Here is a 17,149-nt window from a genome sequence, read left to right on the forward strand (position 1 = left end):
TGTCATTGCTCCTGAGTTTGAAATTGCAGAACTGTGATTTCACAGCCCACCGCGATTTCGACAAGCTGCGTGAAACGCTTGGCGTGACCGAGATCGCGCCGCCCTTCACACTTTTGCACTTTGAGGATGATCCGCACAGGCAGCAGGTTCGTGCCCGCAGATGGGCGACTGGTGCCTTCGATCATATTACGCCTGCCAAGCCGCGCCCGCAGCCTGCCGATAAGCTGCGTGTGGGGTATTTTTCGGTAAATTTCCATGACCATGCAAATCTGTTCCTGACATCGGGGATGTTCGCACATCACGACAGGCAGCATTTCGAGATCAACGCATATGCATTGGCCGCACCCCGACCCAGTGCGCTGCGGGACAATCTTGCTGCGAATGTTTCGGCCTTCCATCAGGTTCACGATCTGTCGGAAGGCGATATCGCGGGATTGGCGCGGAAACACGGGCTGGATATCGCAATTGATCTGGACGGCTATACGCAGAACGCGCGCACCGGCATATTTGCGCATCGCGCGGCACCGATCCAGATCAACTACCTTGGCTTTCCCGGAACGATGGGGGCCGGGTTGTTCGACTACATGGTGGCGGACGACGTGTTGATACCGCCCGAGATGCGCGGATTTTACGACGAGAAGATCCTGTTTATGCCGAACACCTATCAGCCGACCGACAACAGCCGCACCTTCTGTGAGACTTTGACCTCTCGCCGGGACTTTGGCCTGCCCGAAGATGCCTTTGTCATTTGCTGCTTTAACAACAGCAACAAGATCGGGCCCGCAGAGTTCGACATCTGGATGAGGGTTCTGAGCAAGGTCGACAATGCGGTCCTGTGGCTTTTGGAATCGAATGCGCTGATGACCTCCAATCTCAGGCGTGCGGCGCAAGAGAGGGGCGTATCGCCAGAGCGGCTGCATTTTGCGCCAAGGGTTTCGCAGGCCGAACATCTCGAACGCCACAGACATGCGGATATCTTTGCCGATACGTTCCACTATAATGCGCATACCTCGGCGTCCGACGCGCTTTGGAGCGGTCTGCCGGTTCTGACAGTGCCCGGACAGCAGTTCGCCGCGCGCGTCGGGGCAAGCCTGCTTGGGGCGGTGGGCCTGCCGGAGCTGATCGCAGAGACGCAATCCCGGTATGAAGAGATGCTGATGCACTACGCGATCGACGCTGATGCGCGCAAGGCGGTCACTGCGAAACTTGCGGCGGTCAGGCAATCCTCTGCCCTGTTCGACACGGCGCGCTATGCGCGTGATCTTGAAGCAGGATTGCAGCAGATCGTTCTGCGGCACCGGGCGGGTCAACCGCCCAAAGACATACGGCTGCCCACTTAGAGACCGATTGGTCGGAATGGCGTGGCACATTCGCCTTTTTTCTTGCTCAGATTGAAGTCAGGGCAGAGGTTTTTCGTGCAATAAGGCCAGCATCCTGTACGTTGAGCACCGGAGCGACAAATTTAAGGGTGTAGGGCGTGCGACAGGAATATTTCGCGAAAGGTCGATCACCTCGCGGTTTTGGCCGTGTATTGGCGATGGTTGCTGCGGGCGTGCTTGCGACAGCAGGTGCCGTTCATGCCCAGACCGCAAGCGAGATAACCCCGCCGACATTGCAGCCTCAATTGCAGCGCCTGAACGGTGCGGTGGTCTTTACCGGGCGGACCGGCACTGAGGCTCCTCCGGGAGCGGAGGAGATCGGCATCACCCTGTCCGGGGTTGATCTGCGCAATCCCCTGCCGCAGCTTGCCGCCCAGAACGCCGCCTTCAGGGCGCGCCTCACATCGGGGCGGATCGCTGTGTCGGAACTCTTCGAGGCCACCGCGGCACTTGAAGAAGCCTATGCGGATGCGGGTTTCGTGCTGACCCGCGTGGTGCTGCCCCAGCAAAGCCTGCGCGATGGCGGGGTGTTGCGGGTCGAGGTCGTGAATGGATTCATCGAGCGGATCGACACCGCCAATGTGCCTGCCAACACGCGAAGCCGTATCGACGGCCTGACCGCGCCCATCGTCAACAAGAAGGGACTGACCCGCGCCGAGCTTGAGCGGCAGTTGCTGTTGGCGGGCGATGTGCCGGGTGTGGCCCTGAAATCTGCGCTGGGGGCTGGGGATGCGCCGGGCAGTGCGGTGATCGCACTTGACCCGGAATACCGCCCGGTGACGGGTTTCGCAGGCTTTGGCAATCCCACGGATGACGGGCTGGGACCGGTCGCGTTCAACGTCGGCATGGAAATAAACTCGCCGCTGAAGTTCGGAGAGACCTTGTATTTGCGTGCCTCGGGCGCGCCCGAGGACTTTTTCAACGACGATCCGCGCAGCCGCATCCTTGCTGTCGGGGCGGTGGTGCCGCTGGGCTTTACCGGGCTTACGCTGAACGTCGAATTTACGTCGAGCGATACCACGCCTGATGATGATCTGGTGGCGACGCGGTCGTCGTTCGACCGCCAGTCGGTGCGGCTGAGCTATCCGTTCGTGCGGTCGCGGCAGTTGAATGTGACCGGCCAGATGTCGCTGGACCTGCAGAGCGATGAACAGAGCCTGATCCTTGGGGGTGGTGCGCTGACGCCGCTTTACCGCGATGAACTGACAGTGCTGCGGTTTGGCGGCAGCGTTTCCTATTTCCACGAGGACGAATCCGTGACGGAGGCTGGGCTGGTCCTCAGCCAGGGGCTCGACGCGTTCGGGGCGCGCACGGCTGCGAATGCGACGGCTTCTGGTTTGCCATTGTCGCGGGCCGGTGCAGATGCCGAATTCACCAAGCTTTCGGGGTCTTTCTCGCACCGACGTCAGCTTCCGGCATCCATTCCGCTGGCGCTGTCATTGATGGGGCGGTTCCAGACGTCTTTCGGTGATCCGCTGCTGACATCCGAACAGATCAGCATCGTGGGCGCGCAGGAACTGTCGGCCTTCGATTCAGGCGCATTGCGGGGCGACAACGGTTTCGTGGTCCGCTCGGAATTGTCGACGCAATCGCGGGTGACGCTGGGATCGGTACCTGTGTTGCTCAGCCCCTATGCGTTCGTCAGCTACGGCATGGTTCAACTTGAGAATCCTTCGGCGGCCGAACAAGGGCGCACAGACGCATTCGCCTACGGCATTGGCATAGATTTTTTTGCACAGACTGATTCAAATTTCCGTTCAAGCAGCTTGCGCGTTGAACTGGGCAGAGGAGAGACAGACGATGGGTCTGCGGATGAAAACAGAATCACCATTTCCGGCAATTTCCGGTTCTGAACCGCGCGCCAGCTGTCGGCGGCTATTGCGGGCATCGGTTGCGGCCTGCATCTGTCTGCCAGCTGCGGTGACTGCTCAGCAGGCTGTTCTGCCGCAGGACGGAACGGTCGTCTCTGGCAGCGCCAGCATCGCGACGCAGACGCCTCTGACCATGACGATCACGCAAGACACGGATCGGGCGGTGGTGAACTGGAACAGTTTCTCGATCGGCAAAGATGCCCACGTGGACATCCGGCAACCCGATCGCAATTCGGCAATCCTGAACCGGGTCACGGGCAGCACCACCTCCGAAATCCACGGGCGGCTGACGGCCAACGGCGAAGTGCATCTGGTCAATCCGAACGGCATTTTCATCGGCAAAGACGGGACCGTGGATGCGGGCAGCTTTGCGGCCTCGACGCTGAATGTCAGCGACGACGATTTCAATGCCGGGCGGCTGCGGTACGAGGGCACCGGCAGCTCTGCGACGGTCGAGAACGCAGGCCGGGTGGTGATCGGGCGTGGTGGCTATGCGGCGCTGATTGGCGGCAAGGTGCGCAACAGCGGGATCGTGACCGTACCTTACGGGCGCATCGGCTTTGCCGCAGGCGAACGTGTGGTGCTGGACGTTTCGGGCGACCAGTTCCTGCAGGTCGCGCTGCCATCCGACATCGAGGACGACGGCGAAGCGCTGATCGACAATTCGGGCACGGCAAGTGCAACAGGCGGCATCGTCGAAATGCGCGCGGCGACCGCGCGGGATGCGGCGCGCAATGCGATCAACCTGTCTGGGGTGGCCGAGGCCACGTCGGTTTCCATGCGCGGCGGCACCATCACGCTGGGCGGAGGCAATGGCGGATCGGTCCGTGTGACGGGCAAGGTTTCGACGCGGTCGAAACCCACCCCCGCGGGGATCGTGGTCACCCAGTCGGCGCGCCCCCCGCAGGCGCGGGGGGGTGACGTCACCATCACCGGGGCGACCATCGCTCTGGATGGCGCGCAGATCGACGCCAGCGGCACGGGCGGCGGTGGCACCATCAAGATCGGGGGCGACTTCAAGGGGCAGGGTATCTTGCCTCGCGCAGAGACGGTTTTCGGCGATGCGCAGACCCTGATCACCGCCGACGCGCTTGAGCAGGGCGACGGCGGCCGGATCGTGATCTGGTCGGATGAGTATACCGAATTCGCAGGCAGACTGTCGGCGCGGGGCGGGGCCGAGGGCGGCGATGGCGGCTTTGTCGAAGTATCGAGCAAGCTGACGCTGAACTATAGCGGGCGGGCAGACGGTCGAGCGCCTTTGGGAAAATGGGGCATTCTGCTACTGGATCCGACGGATATCGTGATCAATCCCGGTGGCGACATCGGCGACGGTCTCAGCGAAGTCGGGCTTGAAAACAACCTGTCGACGATGAACGTGGCACTAAACACCACCGGGGGCTCATCGGAAGCGGGCAACATCACGATCAATGCCGATATCGACTGGACCGAGGCGACGACGCTGACCCTGATCGCAGATGACGAAGGCACCACAAGCGGGACAGGCGGCAATATCGTGCTGAACGGCGCGATCAACGGCACGTCCGGGGGCTTAATCCTGAATTCGGTGAACCAGATCACCACAGGTGCGGGTGGCACGGTCGATGTGGACACCTTCACGCTTGAAAGAGGGACCTGGACGCAGAACACCGCAACTCTGCCTGCGTTTTCGGCAAATGATTTCACCATCAACTTCGGCGCATCCTTTTCACGCTTTACCGGTGGGACAGGAATGGCGGGCGATCCGTTCCTGGTGGCCGACATCTATGGATTGCAGGGGCTCGCTCCGAGCGGGATCGGCAACGGCTTCACAGCGCTTGCGGGTGACATCGACGGCAGCGGCACCGCCTCCTGGACCGAAGGGTTCAACCCGCTGTTCATCTCTGACGGCACGTTCGAGCTGGATGGACAGGGATACACCATCTCGAACGTCTACAGCGCGCCGGACACCGGCGAGGGGCTCGCCAGCTACGGGCTGTTCAGCGATCTGTCTAGCGCGTCCGTGGTGCAGGACCTGACGCTTGAGAACTTCACCATGATCGGCAGTTCGGGCGGCGTACTGGCTGCCTACAACGCGGGCACGATCCGCAATGTGCGCGTCAGCGGAACGTCGTCGGGAACCGGGTTTGCGGTCGGCGGACTGATCGGAGAGAACGCTGGCCTGATCGAGGACAGCATCGCGGATGTGACGGTCACGGCAGATGGCTCGGAAGCCTTTGGCCAAACCTTCGTCGGTGGCTTTGTCGGGTACAACTATTTGGGCACGATCAACCGGTCGCATGCCTTGGGCAATGTGACCGTCACCGACGAAACCTCGGGCGGGGAATTCTTTGTCGGGGGTTTTGTCGGGGTTGAGGATTCCAACCCGGGGTTCACGATCAACGACAGCTATGCGACGGGCAACGTGTCGGTCACGACCGACCCGCTCATGTCATCCACCGAAGTCACCGCCGGCGGATTCGTGGGTGAAATCAACGGCGACATCTTCCGCAGCTATTCGACCGGATCGGTGTCCGTCACCGGCGACGCCAGCGCGACAACAGGCGGCTTTGCCGGGTCGGACCAAACCGGATTTGACAGCGCCGCCACGAATTTCTGGAACACACAGACATCGGGCATTGCCACCTCTGCGGCGGGCACCGGCCTGACCACCGAACAGTTCCAGAACACCGAAACCTTCATTGCCCTGGGCGAAGCGCAGGGTTGGGATTTCGCGAATGTCTGGGCGCCGGGGGACACCGGGTACGATCCCGTCAACTATACCACCAGCGCGGTGATCATGGCGACGCCCGCCGCATTGACCCTGACCTACGGCAGCACTACGACCGCCGAGACCACCACCACGATCAACGGCGGACCGGATCTTTATGTGTTTGACGACGCCACGGATGTGCTGGACACGGACCAGATCGGGACGGCGCTGACATTCGCGGATGAGAACGTGGGCACCACAACATTCACGCTTGATACCACCAGCGTCACGTCGGAACTGGGGGTTGTCTACCGTGTCGTCGACAGGGTGGGCGACGCCGAGATCACCCCTGCCCCCCTGACGATCACCGCCAATGATTTCACCAAGACCTATGGGTCATTGCTGGAATTCGACGGGTCCGAGTTCGAGGTCACCGGGACGCTCTTTTTCAGTGACAGCGTGGACAGCGCCACCTTGGCAAGTGACGGCGCGGCAGCAGATGCCGACACCGACCGTGTCGCGAACGAGGGCGCGCCCTATGAGGTCGCGATCGGTGAAGCCGTGGGCACTGGGCTGAGCAATTACGAGATCGCCTTCGTGGAAGGTGATCTGTCGGTCTTGCCTGCCGCGCTTACCGTTACCGCCGAGGATCAGACCAAGACATTTGGCACCCTGCTGGAATTCGAAGGCACGGAGTTTACGGTCGACGGAACGCTCTTTTTCGATGACAGCGTGGACAGTGTTTTCCTGACCAGCAACGGCGCAGCGCCGTCGGCACCGTTGGAGGACAGCCCCTTCGCGATCGAGATTTCAGAGGTCGAGGGCTCGGGCCTGGAAAACTATGACGTCACGCTGGTCGAGGGGACGCTGACCGTGACGCCGGGCGCACAGAACGACGTGCCCGTGCCGCCGATCTTTGTCGGATTTCCTTTGCCGAACCCGAATGACAGTATCGACAATGATTTTGGAAACGAGGGTGACAGCGACTCCGGCGTTACAACTGTCGGCGGCGGCACCCCTCTGGCAGAGGCCCAAGCGACGTTCGAGGAGGTCGATACAATTTCTGAATCATTGGAGGTTGCGGCGGAATCCTGTGGTCAGAGCAGCGGCGATGTCAGCCGGTATCTGGCCTGCATGTCGGATTCTCTGAATGAATTTGCGGATGAACTGGATGCGATAGCGAGCGATCTGCCGCCGGGTATGCAGAACGTCGCGCGGATCGTGCAGGATGCGCGGGTGCGCGTCGATCAGGCACGGGTGCGCGCCGAGCAACGGCTGGCTGGTGCAACGACCGATGCCGAACGCGAAACGATCCGCCGCGAGGCAGTGGGCGAAGCGCGCGATGCCATGGCCGACGCCGCGACCGAGATTCGCAAGTCGATTGCACTGGTGCGCGTCTCGGACCCCGAGCTGGCAACGGTGCAACGCGCGACGATCACGCGGGTGGCTGGTGCGATGGACAATGTCGGCATCACCATGAGCCGCGCTGTCGGTCTGTAGGTCTGTCAGAGGGAGAGCATGAGGGTGATGCGCGGGTTTTGGGTCTTACTGATCTGGGTGCTGGTCACAACCGGCGCGCTGGCCGAGACGCGGCTGGCCTTTGTGGTCGGCAACTCGGCCTATACCAACGTCAGCCCGCTCGACAATCCGATCAACGATGCGCTGGATGTCTCGGTGGCGCTGGAGGGATTGGGGTTCGACGTAATCCTGGGGTCCGACGCCAATATGGAAGAGATGCGCGAGGGCACGGCGATCTTTGCCGAACGCGCAGCGACGGCGGACGTGGTGCTGTTCTACTACGCCGGGCACGGCTTTCAGGTGAGTGGGCAAAACTATCTTGTGCCGGTCGATGCCGCGCTGCAATCGGTCGAAGATCTGGACGGACAGACCGTGCCGTTGACCGATGTGCTGGCGGCGATGCAGAACTCGGACGGGCTGAAGCTGGTATTTCTGGATGCCTGCCGGGACAATCCCTTTGGCGTCGAGCTGCGCGCTGAAAGCGGGTTGGCACGGGTCAGCACCGCGGCGGATTTCATGTTCGTCTATGCTACGCAGCCCGACAACGTGGCCTATGACGGGACCGGGCGGAACAGTTTCTTTACCGAGGCGGTGCTGAGTCATATCTACACGCCTGGTCAGGACATCCAGGATCTGATGATCTCTGTCCGGCGCGACGTGCTTTCGGCCACCGGCGGGCGGCAGGTGCCCTGGGAAAATTCGTCGCTGACCCAGTCTTTCCGGTTCGACAACAGCCCCGTGACCGCCTCCGAGGAAACGATGCTGTGGCAGGTCGCGGCCAGCGAGCGGGACCCCGATCTGATGCAGCTTTATGCCGACCGCTATCCGCAGGGCGCGCACGTAGACGATGTGCTGGCGTTCCTGCAGACTGGAACAAAGACCCGCACGCTTGGCATTCGCAACGCCGAAGCCGAGGCGGAACGGTTGTGGCAACTGGCGCGGCGCAGCCGGATGCGGCCCTTGCTGGAATATTATCTGGAGCGGTACCCCGACGGGGCAGACGCGTCCGAGGCGCAACGACTGCTGGCGCTGATCCCGCCACAAGAGGACAGCACGCCGGGCGGTGTCTGCGAACGGCTGGCCACCCATCCGCGTGATGCGACGGCGGCGCAATCCGGCGTGCCGTTCGAGCGGTTGCAGCGCAACGCGCTGACGGCGATCCAGGCCTGTGCAGCGGCTTCGGCGCAATTTCCCCAATTGCCGCATTACACGGCGCTTTATGCCCGTGCGGTCGCGGCCTCTGGCGATATCGAGCGGGCGGTGACCTTGTACAAAAGTGCCGCGGACCGGGGGGATCTGCGGGCGATGGTCAGCCTGGCACAGCTGACCGAAACCGGCAATGGCCTGCCGCAAGACCCGGCGGCGGCGCTGGCTTTGTACCAGCGCGCAGCAGAAGGTGGCAGCCCGGACGCGATGATCAATCTGGCGATCATTCTGTTTGAAGGGCAGATGCTGCCCAGGGACGAGGACCGGGCAATCGGGCTTTTGCGGGCGGCGGCCAAGGGTGGGTCGCCCAAGGCGGTTTTCAACCTCGGTGTTCTGGCGCAGGACGGCGTGGTCGACACGCCGGGCGATGCGCTGACCTATTTCCGGCGCGCTGCCGACGAAGGTGAGACCGAAGGCTACCGCGCTGCGGCGATCCTGCTGGACGAAGGGCGCGGCGTGCAGAAGAACCCCGACGAAGCGGCGAACCTGTTGTTGCGCGGTGTCGCGTCGGACAGGGGTGCCTTGCTGGCGCAGCTGACCGAAGCGTCCGAGCGATGGTCCGGCGAGACGATCCGCGCGGTGCAAAGCCGACTGAAAGCTGCGGGATTTTACGCCGCCACCGTAGACGGACTGCCAGGCCCGAGTTTCACCGCAGCGCTGAACCGCTGGCGCGACGGCGGGTTCAACGCGGATGTGCTGGTGAACTGAAGTCTTTCAGTCTGCGGGCTCCATGGGCTCCGGCACGATGGTCAGACGCTGTGTGTCCACAAAGCTGCCCGCCGAGAGGTCGGATGCCAGTTGCGCCCAGGCACCGTTGCCGTCAACCTCGTCATAAAGCGCTTTCTGGGCGGTGAAGAGTTCCAGCGGCTCGTTGGTGATGGCATTGATCCAGCCCATCTCGAACTGATCGCTGCGCACGTTCAAAAGCCGCAGTTCAACACCCGGCGCCAGCGGATTGGCGGGACGGGTGCGCAGGATCGCAAGCTTCATCATCTCGACTGTGACGTCCTGAAGGCCGTGTTGCGCGATCAGCACCTTTTCGCGAAAGGCGGGCCAGCCAAAGCTGAGCCGCACGGTCAGCAGTTCGCCGATCTCTTTCGCAGCGTCAGGCGCGCCCGATCCATAGGCTTCGTCGAAAGACGCGTTGGCGATCTCTTCCTCGTCCTTCCAGTGGGCCATGGCGGCCAGCGGGCGCGCCATCATCCACAGGCCTTCGCCGACGGACAGATAGTTTATCGACGGCTCGATCCGGAACGTGGTCTCGCATTTCGTGCAGGTGTATGACTGGATCGTACCCGCAAGGATTGCCTCGGTCAGGTCGACGCGCCGGTCGCCGTTCACGCTGGAGAACACTTCCATCTCGGCAATGGTGCCGCAATTCGGGCAAGGGGCTTGTTCAATGGTAAAAAGGGACATCTGAAGGGTCCTTTCAATAGGTTGCAGGGGCAGGGGCGTTCAAAGCTTGCTGAGCCACTTCTGCGCCGGGTGAGTGGGTTTGAGTTTTTTGGTGTGATAGGCCGCGTAGAGTTCCGAGAACCATTCGCCGGGCGCGCGGAACTGATAGCCTGTGATGCCTTTGCGACGCGCTGACAGATTGTATGATACCCAATGGTCGGGATAGGCCTCGTGAATCATCCGGCCAGTCTTGGACATGTGGCGTGCGTTCGAATTGGTGGCGCTGTCCCAGATGTCGGTGGTGGTGCGCACCGCGGCCAGCCAGTTGATGAAATTGTCGCGCCGGGTTTCCCAGTCGCCTTGCGAAACGCCATCGGGCGGTGGTGGCAGGTCGGGACTGCCGCCTGACATCTTTCGTTCGACGTAATGCGTGTCAAAATCGAATTCGTCCGCGATTTCGGCGCTGATTTGCGAGGTGTCGCTGCCATGTTCACGCCAGCCCCCAAATTCCGCGCCCGAGCCGTTCGAGCGCATGAAGCCCTTTCGATCATCGACCGCATGGCCGATCTCGTGAAGCGTCGTCCATTTGCCGTATGTCGGTCTTGGCACCTCAGTGTCCGGCACGGGTTTGCATTCGTCGTCGATGACGTCGAGTTGGACGGGGTTGCCAAGAGAGTTGCCCTGCACGTTAAAGTCGTTGAAGCAGGCCATCACGACGGCGCCATTGGTGGATTCGTAATATGATCCGGTTTCGTCCTCGATCCGGTCAAAGCGGGCAAGGCTGGGGTTCAGCTTGGTATCTGTTTCGGGAACCAGGGTAAGCAGTTCGTAATAGGCCTTGAGGTTGGGGGCAGGCGCATTGAGTGCCACGCCGGTCTTGGCGCCGCTGCCATCGTCGGTGCGGGTCGTTTCGTCGGTGAACAGCTTGACGTCCATGTTGAAGCGGACCGACAGCAGCTTGGACATGACCTTCTGCGAGGTGTTACCAGGCAGGCTGGCCACCATCGCGTCAAGCTGCTTTTGACCGTCGGGCAGGGCGATCAATGCGCGGATGTCCGCTTCGTCCATGTCACCACTCGTGCTGGCCAAGGTTGCCAATTTCGCCACTGCCAGCAGCGCCTCGGCGGCGGACAGCGATCCGTTGGCCTTGACCGGGTCAAAGTTGGCCGAATGCTCCTGCGCCTTGACCAGATGTTCTGTGATCTTCGCGCCGGTCTTGGCCTTGTCGGGGTAGGTGGTCTTGTCCAGATCGGTGGCGGCCTTCCGGGTGTCGGCTAGACGAATGCGGAAGGCATCCTCGGCGTCCGCCAGCTTGCGGGCGGCATCGACCTTTGCCTCGCCCTCGACCAGCAGGCCAAGCGCCTTGTCGTCACCGGCCAGTGCGGCCTTGCGGGCCTCCTCGGCCAGTTTGGTGACCACGGCGAGCTTGTCCTTGATATAGTTGGCCTGTTGGTGCGTCGCTTCCAACCCTTCGACACGTTGGCCCAGGTCGTCCGCACGGGTATAGATCTGGTCGATGGTCTGGGCCAGCCGGTACGCGAGTGCTGCCGTGTCGGCCCCCCGGCTGAGCGCCGCGCGGACGTTCGACTGGTCACCGTCCTTGATCGCGGTCTCGGCGGTCTCGATTGATTTCGCCAAGGTCTTGATCTGTTCGTCGATCTGGGCCGCACGTGCATGACCCTCAAGCGTCTTGTGGCTGGTCTTGACGTCGGCCAGCAGCTTGTTCAGGTCGCCCGTCGGCGCATCCTTGAGCAGGTCGGCAAAGGGAGCGGCCTTTTCCGCCTCTGTCACCGCATCGGTGCAACGCTGCGGCACCAGCTCCAGACGCGAGGTGGCGGCAGCATATTTCAGCTCGCTTGCCTGATTGATGCAGGCGTCGCGATAGGCCTCGATCGCCTTGATGTCGGCCTGCACATACTCGGCCAGGTGGTGCTTTTTCAGCTGTTCGATGGCTGTGTTCGCGGGGATCAGCGCCGCCTCGAATTCCTCATATGCGGTGCACAGCGCAAGCAGAGGGGCGATCCGGGCGGGGATCGTCTTCATGATCAGGGAGGCATTGTAATAATCGCGCCGTGTTTCCTCTGTGGCGGCCTGATCGACGTCGGCCTTGATCAGAGGGTATTCCGCGTCAGCGCCTGGGTTCAAGGCCGTCGTCAGCTTGTTGAACTCGGTCATGGCGGTCTGTTTGACCGCAGCATAGTCGTTCTTTTGCTGGATGATCTTCACGGCTGCGTTGATTTCGTGCGTGATGGTTCCGGTCAAACGCGCGGCGAGCCATGCGCTGTGTTCTTCAAGCTTTTGCTGCGCCAGGGCGATCTTGGTCAGGATCGTCGCGCGCTCTGGCGCTACGACGGGATCGGCTATCGTGGGCAGCTTGTTGTTGCAGTCCGTGATCATTTGAAGGACCGTATTGTAGTCGGTCCTGTACTGATCTGAAATAAGCTTGAGGTCGGCGCGCCCGTTCACCACGAAATCGCGCGAGGCCTTGATCGCGGCATAGTCTGGCGGGGCCTTTCCCGCGTCGGTGTCGATGGTCGCAAAGCGCGTCTCAAAGGTGGGCAGTTTGAGTGCAACGCCATGATAGGTCTTGCTGGTATCAAGCGCGGTCTTGGCCTCGGCCTTCTGCGTGGCGATCCAGGTGTCGGACAGGTTGGTGATCTTGAGATCGAGCGCGCCAAGCAGCTGGGTCGCCTGAGCGGCGTTGAAGTTCTTCTTGTCCTTCTCGACCAGTTCCGTGATGCGCTGAATGTCTGAGATCAGTATGCCGCCATCCACGAAGGACGGAATGGCCTGAATGCGCAGGGCGAGACGGGACCGCTCGTTCTGAAAGGCGATCAGCGTGTCGGCCATGTCGTCCTTGTCGGCCTGCGAGGTGCCGGAACGGAACAGTCCGCCCGACTTGAAATGTTTCTTCAAGAATTTCTGACTTGCGGGGGAAAGATCGGCAAAGGGCATGTTTCAAGGTTCCCTGTGAAAGGTTGATGTCCAAAAGGTGCGGAATTATTTTGCGAGCACGTTCGCGATGGCTTGAAGGGATTGGGTCGCGGTGGCGGTCACGGCGACGTTTACAAATCCATTTTCGCCATCCACCTCCTTGAAGAAATCGTCTTGCAGGGCGGCCTGAAATTCGCGGATCTTGGCGTTGGCATCGGCCTTGAGCCTGGTGCGGTCGGGGCCTTCGGCGGTGCCCGTGATCTGGTCCAGAAGATCCTCGAGCTGGTCGTCGAAGATCTGAAGACGCTGGTTCAGCCCGCTTGCCTCCTCGGCGACGGGGGCCAGTTCGGGATCGTCGGCACAGACGTCGACAATGGCCTTTTCCAGCTTCTCCATCTCGGCCTGCATCTTCTTGCGGGTGTTGGACCAAAGCACGCGGGATTTCTGGAAGGGCACCACGTCCTTGGGTATCTCGTCCTGCTGGCCACTGGCTGCGGCATTGGCCGCTTCGTCAAGACGTGGCTTGAGCTTGCCCGCGATGGTCAGCGCGGCAGCATAATCGCCGCCTTCGGCTTTTTCCAGCGCCATGCCCCAAGCCGCTTCCAGTTGGCTGCGGTTGGCCGGGTTGTTGCCAAGCGCCTTTGTGTAAAGCGCCTCAAGCGGGCTTTGCACGGCCTCCCATTTCTTGCGATCGGGGTTACCCGCCTCGTTCGGCGGCGCGCTGTTTGATGCGCCATCAGCCGGACCCGCGACAAGCAGCGGTTTGAGCTTGACGGCAACACCCATGGCGGACTTGTAGTCGCCTTTCCCGGCGGCGGCTTCGGCGGCCGCCCAGGCCTTGACGATCTGTGCGGCGCGCGGGTCTGACGCGCCGTCGAATTTTGCGGCCAGCGGTCCCAATGCTGCGGCGACTTGATCCCATTTGCCAGCGGCGGGATCGGCGTTGTCATTCACGTCGTCGTTGCCATCGTCGTCCGGCGCATCGTGGCCTTGCGTGTCGTCGGTGCTCTGATCGACCGCATTGGCGTCGGTGACCGCATCGTTGTCGTCTTCGTCCTCGTCGCCATCGGATTCCAGCACCTGACCGCTTGGGTCGGTGATGACCACCTTCATCTTGATGCCGTTCTTGGTCATGAACACTTTCATGTTCTTGGCCAGTCCCGGAAGCATCTTGCCCTCGACCATCAGTGTCGCGATCTTGCCCTTAACTCCGACGGTGCCGTATGTCAGCTTGCCGGTCTCGCCCTCGGCCTTGGCCTTGCGCGCCATGACTTCGCCGGATTTCTTGAGGTCGAGGAAAAACACGTTGTCTTCGGGCTTCTTGCCAAGGCACAGGCCGAAGGAGAGATCCTTTTGACGCGCCTTTTTCAGCAGGGTTTGCATTTCATCAAGGTTTTCGGGTGACATTGCCATGGCGGCGTCCTCGCATATGTGGTGGCCCCGGCGGAGCCTGTGTTCGTGTGAAACAGATTTCAGTCGGGTACGGAGAACTCGATACGGCGGTTGCCCCGGCGGCCCTGTTCGGTGGCGTTGTCGGCGACGGGGCGTGTCTCGCCGTAGCCTATGGCGATCAGACGCGCGGGGCCGATGTCGCGGGCCGTCAGATAATCGACGACAGAGCGCGCGCGGCGTTCCGACAGGGTCTGGTTGGCGGCGTCGCTCCCATAGCTGTCGGTATGACCGGCGATCTGTACGGTCAGATCGGGGCAGCGCGTCACGATCTGCGCCACGGCGTCCAGCAACGGTGTCGATGCAGCATCAAGCTGGGCGGAGGCGGGTTTGAAGTAGATGTTGCCTGTCCGCGACAGGATTTCAAACCGTCCGACGCAGGCCTCAAGGGAAAAATCGCCCTCTGCCTCCAACGCAACGGACGCGGGGCGGGCGGCTGGTGCTGCCACCTCTGCGGTGGCGACCGCAGCATCGCTGCGCGCGACCTTGCTGAAGATGAGATCGAAGCTGACCGTGGTGGACGGCACAATTGTGACGCCTGCGGCTTCTTCAAGCTTTTGCAGCCCTTCGGACAGGTTGAAGTCGGCCACCGCCAGCGGCACGGGCTCAGCCGTGGACACCGCGACCAGATCATCCCCAACCAGGGTTAGGGCAAGCTTCGCCTCTAGCGTCTTGGTCACGCCATGCAGCGCCAGGGTGAAAGGCAACGTGACGGTCTTGCGCTTGACCTGCGGCAGGTCTGCAATCAGCGCGGGGTCGATCTGCGCAGTCACTGTCGCCTCAGGGTGCTGGAACGTCTCGAAGAACAGGAAACGCATGCGCACATTGCGCAGGTCGATCTTTGTGTCGACGCTGTCGAGCAGGATGGTCAACGATGCAGCCCCGTCGGGCGCGATTTCACCCGTCATCGTGGCGAAGGACGAGGTTTCGATCGCGGTGCCGTTCTTGATTGACTGGAACTGCAACGAGGACGCTTCGCCCCGAAGTGTCCAGCCGTCACCAAAAGTTGCCGGCTGTGCGGGCGCGCCGGTTGAAAACAAGGCGGACAAAAGGATCGCGTATGTGAAGTGTTTGAAAAATAACATTAAATGCTCCCTGGCAGTGGAGATGGGAAAACTATCGCGCCAAGACTGCTCAAAAGCAATACTCTTGTGTCGGCCCACGTGGGCCAATTGAATTGTCGGTTGATTGGTCTAAGGTGGTGCGACGCCTTCGAAAGGGACGGATGGATGGGACGGCTTTGGGTGTTGATCGTGACGGTCTCGCTTCTTGGTGCGGCGGCGGTGCAGGCACAGGACCGGATCGCGCTGGTCATTGGCAACGGCCAGTATGCGCAGGTCGCACCGCTCGACAATGCGACCAACGACGCGCGGCTGATCACACAGTCCATCCGCGATGCCGGGTTCACCGTGACCCTGCTGGAGGACGCAGCGCAGACCGACATGCGCCGGGCGATTGCCGACTTCGGGCAGGCGCTGCGCGACGGCGGCCCCGAGACCGTGGGCCTGTTCTATTACGCAGGGCACGGGGTGCAGAGTTTCGGGGCGAATTATCTGCTGCCGGTTGATGCGGGCCTGACTGACGCCGCTGATCTGGATCTGGTGGCGATGGACGCGTCAGCCGTGCTGAGACAGATGGCATCGGCGCGCAACCGGACAAATATCGTGATCCTGGATGCCTGCCGAAACAATCCGTTCGAGAACATCCGCGATCTGGACGACAACGGGCTGGCCGAGATGAAGGCGCCGACGGGCACCTACCTTGCCTATGCCACGGCGCCGGGGGCGGTGGCACTTGACGGCACCGGCCAGAACAGTCCGTTCACCGCGGCATTGGCTGAGGCGATCCAGACCGAGGGCGCACCGATCGAGCGTGTGTTCAAGGACGTGCGGGTGCAGGTCATCGCACAGACCGGCGGCGCGCAGACGCCTTGGGACACCTCGTCGTTGACCCGCGAATTCGTCTTTCATCCGACCCGGCAGCTGTCGGCAGAAGAAGTGGCCGAGCGACAATTGTGGGATTCGGTCGCCAAAAGCCGTGATCCGGTGCAGATCATGTTGTTCATGCGGTCCTACCCCGACGGTCTGTTTCAGGAAGAGGCGCGCGCGATGCTGGCAGATGTGCTGGCGCTGGAGCTGGAGGGAGCCAAGGACACGGAGCCGGTTGCCGCAGCACCTGTGCCCAAGGTCGAGACACCCCCTGCCGAGACCGAAGTGCAGATGCTGGAACGGGCGCGGGTGTCCGGGCTGAAGGCCGATTATCAGGCCTATCTCGATGCCTATCCAGACGGCACGTTCAAGGAGCTGGTGCGCATCGAGATTGCGGGGCTTGAGGCAAAGGAGACAGAGGCGCTGGTGGCTGTCGTTGAAGCGCCGACGCAAGCGGAGCCTGTTCAACCTCTGCCTGAGCCGTTCTTTTTCAGTCTGCCTTTGAGGGATGGCCCGCCGGAGATCGTGGGCAAAACGATCCTTGAAATAACCGAACTTTCGCCGCTTTACCCGCCGATCGAGGGGCTGCCCGATGCCGCGTGGAAGAACATGCCCTGCAGCACTTGCCACCAATGGACGCGCGACGCGCTGTGCACCCAGGCGACCACCTACCTCAAGGACAGCGGAGCGCGGGCGCTGAGCAAGGAACATCCCTTCGGGGGCGGCTTGAAGCGCAATCTGAGGCTTTGGGCGCAGAACGATTGCCAATAGCGAACGTGC

General features: G+C 61.8%; 10 protein-coding genes. 5 read left to right on the forward strand and 5 right to left on the reverse strand.

What is annotated here, in order from left to right; genetic code table 11:
- Window positions 1-2 precede the first annotated feature (2 nt).
- A complete protein-coding gene (locus NTA49_RS12375; protein ID WP_258295243.1) occupies window positions 3-263 on the reverse strand; it encodes a hypothetical protein in 261 nt (86 codons plus the stop codon).
- On the opposite strand from NTA49_RS12375, the gene NTA49_RS12380 reads away from it, so the two are divergent.
- The 4 genes from NTA49_RS12380 (at window position 186) to NTA49_RS12395 (ending at window position 9,371) form a co-directional block, all read left to right on the forward strand.
- Window positions 186-1,340 (forward strand): O-linked N-acetylglucosamine transferase, SPINDLY family protein, encoded by a 1,155-nt coding sequence (locus tag NTA49_RS12380; RefSeq protein ID WP_408637147.1) that lies wholly within the window; start codon window positions 186-188, stop codon window positions 1,338-1,340. The genes NTA49_RS12375 and NTA49_RS12380 overlap by 78 nt on opposite strands.
- Window positions 1,341-1,612: 272 nt before the next feature.
- Window positions 1,613-3,232 carry a ShlB/FhaC/HecB family hemolysin secretion/activation protein gene (locus NTA49_RS12385; RefSeq protein ID WP_258295105.1) on the forward strand — a complete coding sequence of 540 codons (1,620 nt, stop codon included), beginning with the start codon at window positions 1,613-1,615 and terminating at the stop codon, window positions 3,230-3,232.
- Window positions 3,233-3,299: 67 nt separating this feature from the next.
- On the forward strand, window positions 3,300-7,439 hold the full coding sequence (locus NTA49_RS12390) for a two-partner secretion domain-containing protein (RefSeq protein ID WP_258295106.1): 4,140 nt from the start codon (window positions 3,300-3,302) through the stop codon (window positions 7,437-7,439).
- 27 nt (window positions 7,440-7,466) lie between these two features.
- Window positions 7,467-9,371 carry a caspase family protein gene (locus tag NTA49_RS12395; protein WP_258295107.1) on the forward strand — a complete coding sequence of 635 codons (1,905 nt, stop codon included), beginning with the start codon at window positions 7,467-7,469 and terminating at the stop codon, window positions 9,369-9,371.
- A 6-nt stretch (window positions 9,372-9,377) separates the two neighbouring features.
- On the opposite strand, the gene NTA49_RS12400 is transcribed toward NTA49_RS12395, so the two are convergent.
- The 4 genes from NTA49_RS12400 to NTA49_RS12415 form a co-directional block, all read right to left on the reverse strand.
- Complete coding sequence (locus NTA49_RS12400) at window positions 9,378-10,079, reverse strand: CpXC domain-containing protein (protein WP_258295108.1); 702 nt, start codon at window positions 10,077-10,079, stop codon at window positions 9,378-9,380.
- Window positions 10,080-10,118: 39 nt separating this feature from the next.
- The gene (locus tag NTA49_RS12405; RefSeq protein WP_258295109.1) at window positions 10,119-12,974 is read right to left on the reverse strand and encodes a hypothetical protein; all 2,856 of its coding nucleotides are present in this window, start codon (window positions 12,972-12,974) and stop codon (window positions 10,119-10,121) included.
- A gap of 84 nt (window positions 12,975-13,058) precedes the next feature.
- The gene (locus tag NTA49_RS12410; protein WP_258295110.1) at window positions 13,059-14,405 is read right to left on the reverse strand and encodes a hypothetical protein; all 1,347 of its coding nucleotides are present in this window, start codon (window positions 14,403-14,405) and stop codon (window positions 13,059-13,061) included.
- 59 nt (window positions 14,406-14,464) lie between these two features.
- Complete coding sequence (locus tag NTA49_RS12415; protein WP_258295111.1) at window positions 14,465-15,526, reverse strand: OmpA family protein; 1,062 nt, start codon at window positions 15,524-15,526, stop codon at window positions 14,465-14,467.
- Window positions 15,527-15,670: 144 nt separating this feature from the next.
- Here NTA49_RS12415 and NTA49_RS12420 point away from each other — a divergent pair, with 144 nt between their 5' ends.
- Window positions 15,671-17,140, forward strand: coding sequence for a caspase family protein (locus tag NTA49_RS12420; RefSeq protein ID WP_258295112.1), 1,470 nt, complete (start codon window positions 15,671-15,673; stop codon window positions 17,138-17,140).
- Window positions 17,141-17,149: the final 9 nt, after the last annotated feature.

Origin of the sequence: Pseudosulfitobacter koreensis (genome assembly GCF_024733015.1) — a bacterium.
Classification (GTDB): Bacteria; Pseudomonadota; Alphaproteobacteria; order Rhodobacterales; family Rhodobacteraceae; genus Pseudosulfitobacter; species Pseudosulfitobacter koreensis.

Excerpts from the sequence above, each read along its gene's own strand:
- NTA49_RS12375 (WP_258295243.1), bottom strand. The coding sequence starts at position 263 with ATGGTCATGGAAATTTACCGAAAAATACCCCACACGCAGCTTATCGGC.
- NTA49_RS12395 (WP_258295107.1), top strand. The coding sequence starts at position 7,467 with ATGCGCGGGTTTTGGGTCTTACTGATCTGGGTGCTGGTCACAACCGGC.
- NTA49_RS12400 (WP_258295108.1), bottom strand. The coding sequence starts at position 10,079 with ATGTCCCTTTTTACCATTGAACAAGCCCCTTGCCCGAATTGCGGCACC.
- NTA49_RS12410 (WP_258295110.1), bottom strand. The coding sequence starts at position 14,405 with ATGGCAATGTCACCCGAAAACCTTGATGAAATGCAAACCCTGCTGAAA.
- NTA49_RS12415 (WP_258295111.1), bottom strand. The coding sequence starts at position 15,526 with ATGTTATTTTTCAAACACTTCACATACGCGATCCTTTTGTCCGCCTTG.
- NTA49_RS12420 (WP_258295112.1), top strand. The coding sequence starts at position 15,671 with ATGGGACGGCTTTGGGTGTTGATCGTGACGGTCTCGCTTCTTGGTGCG.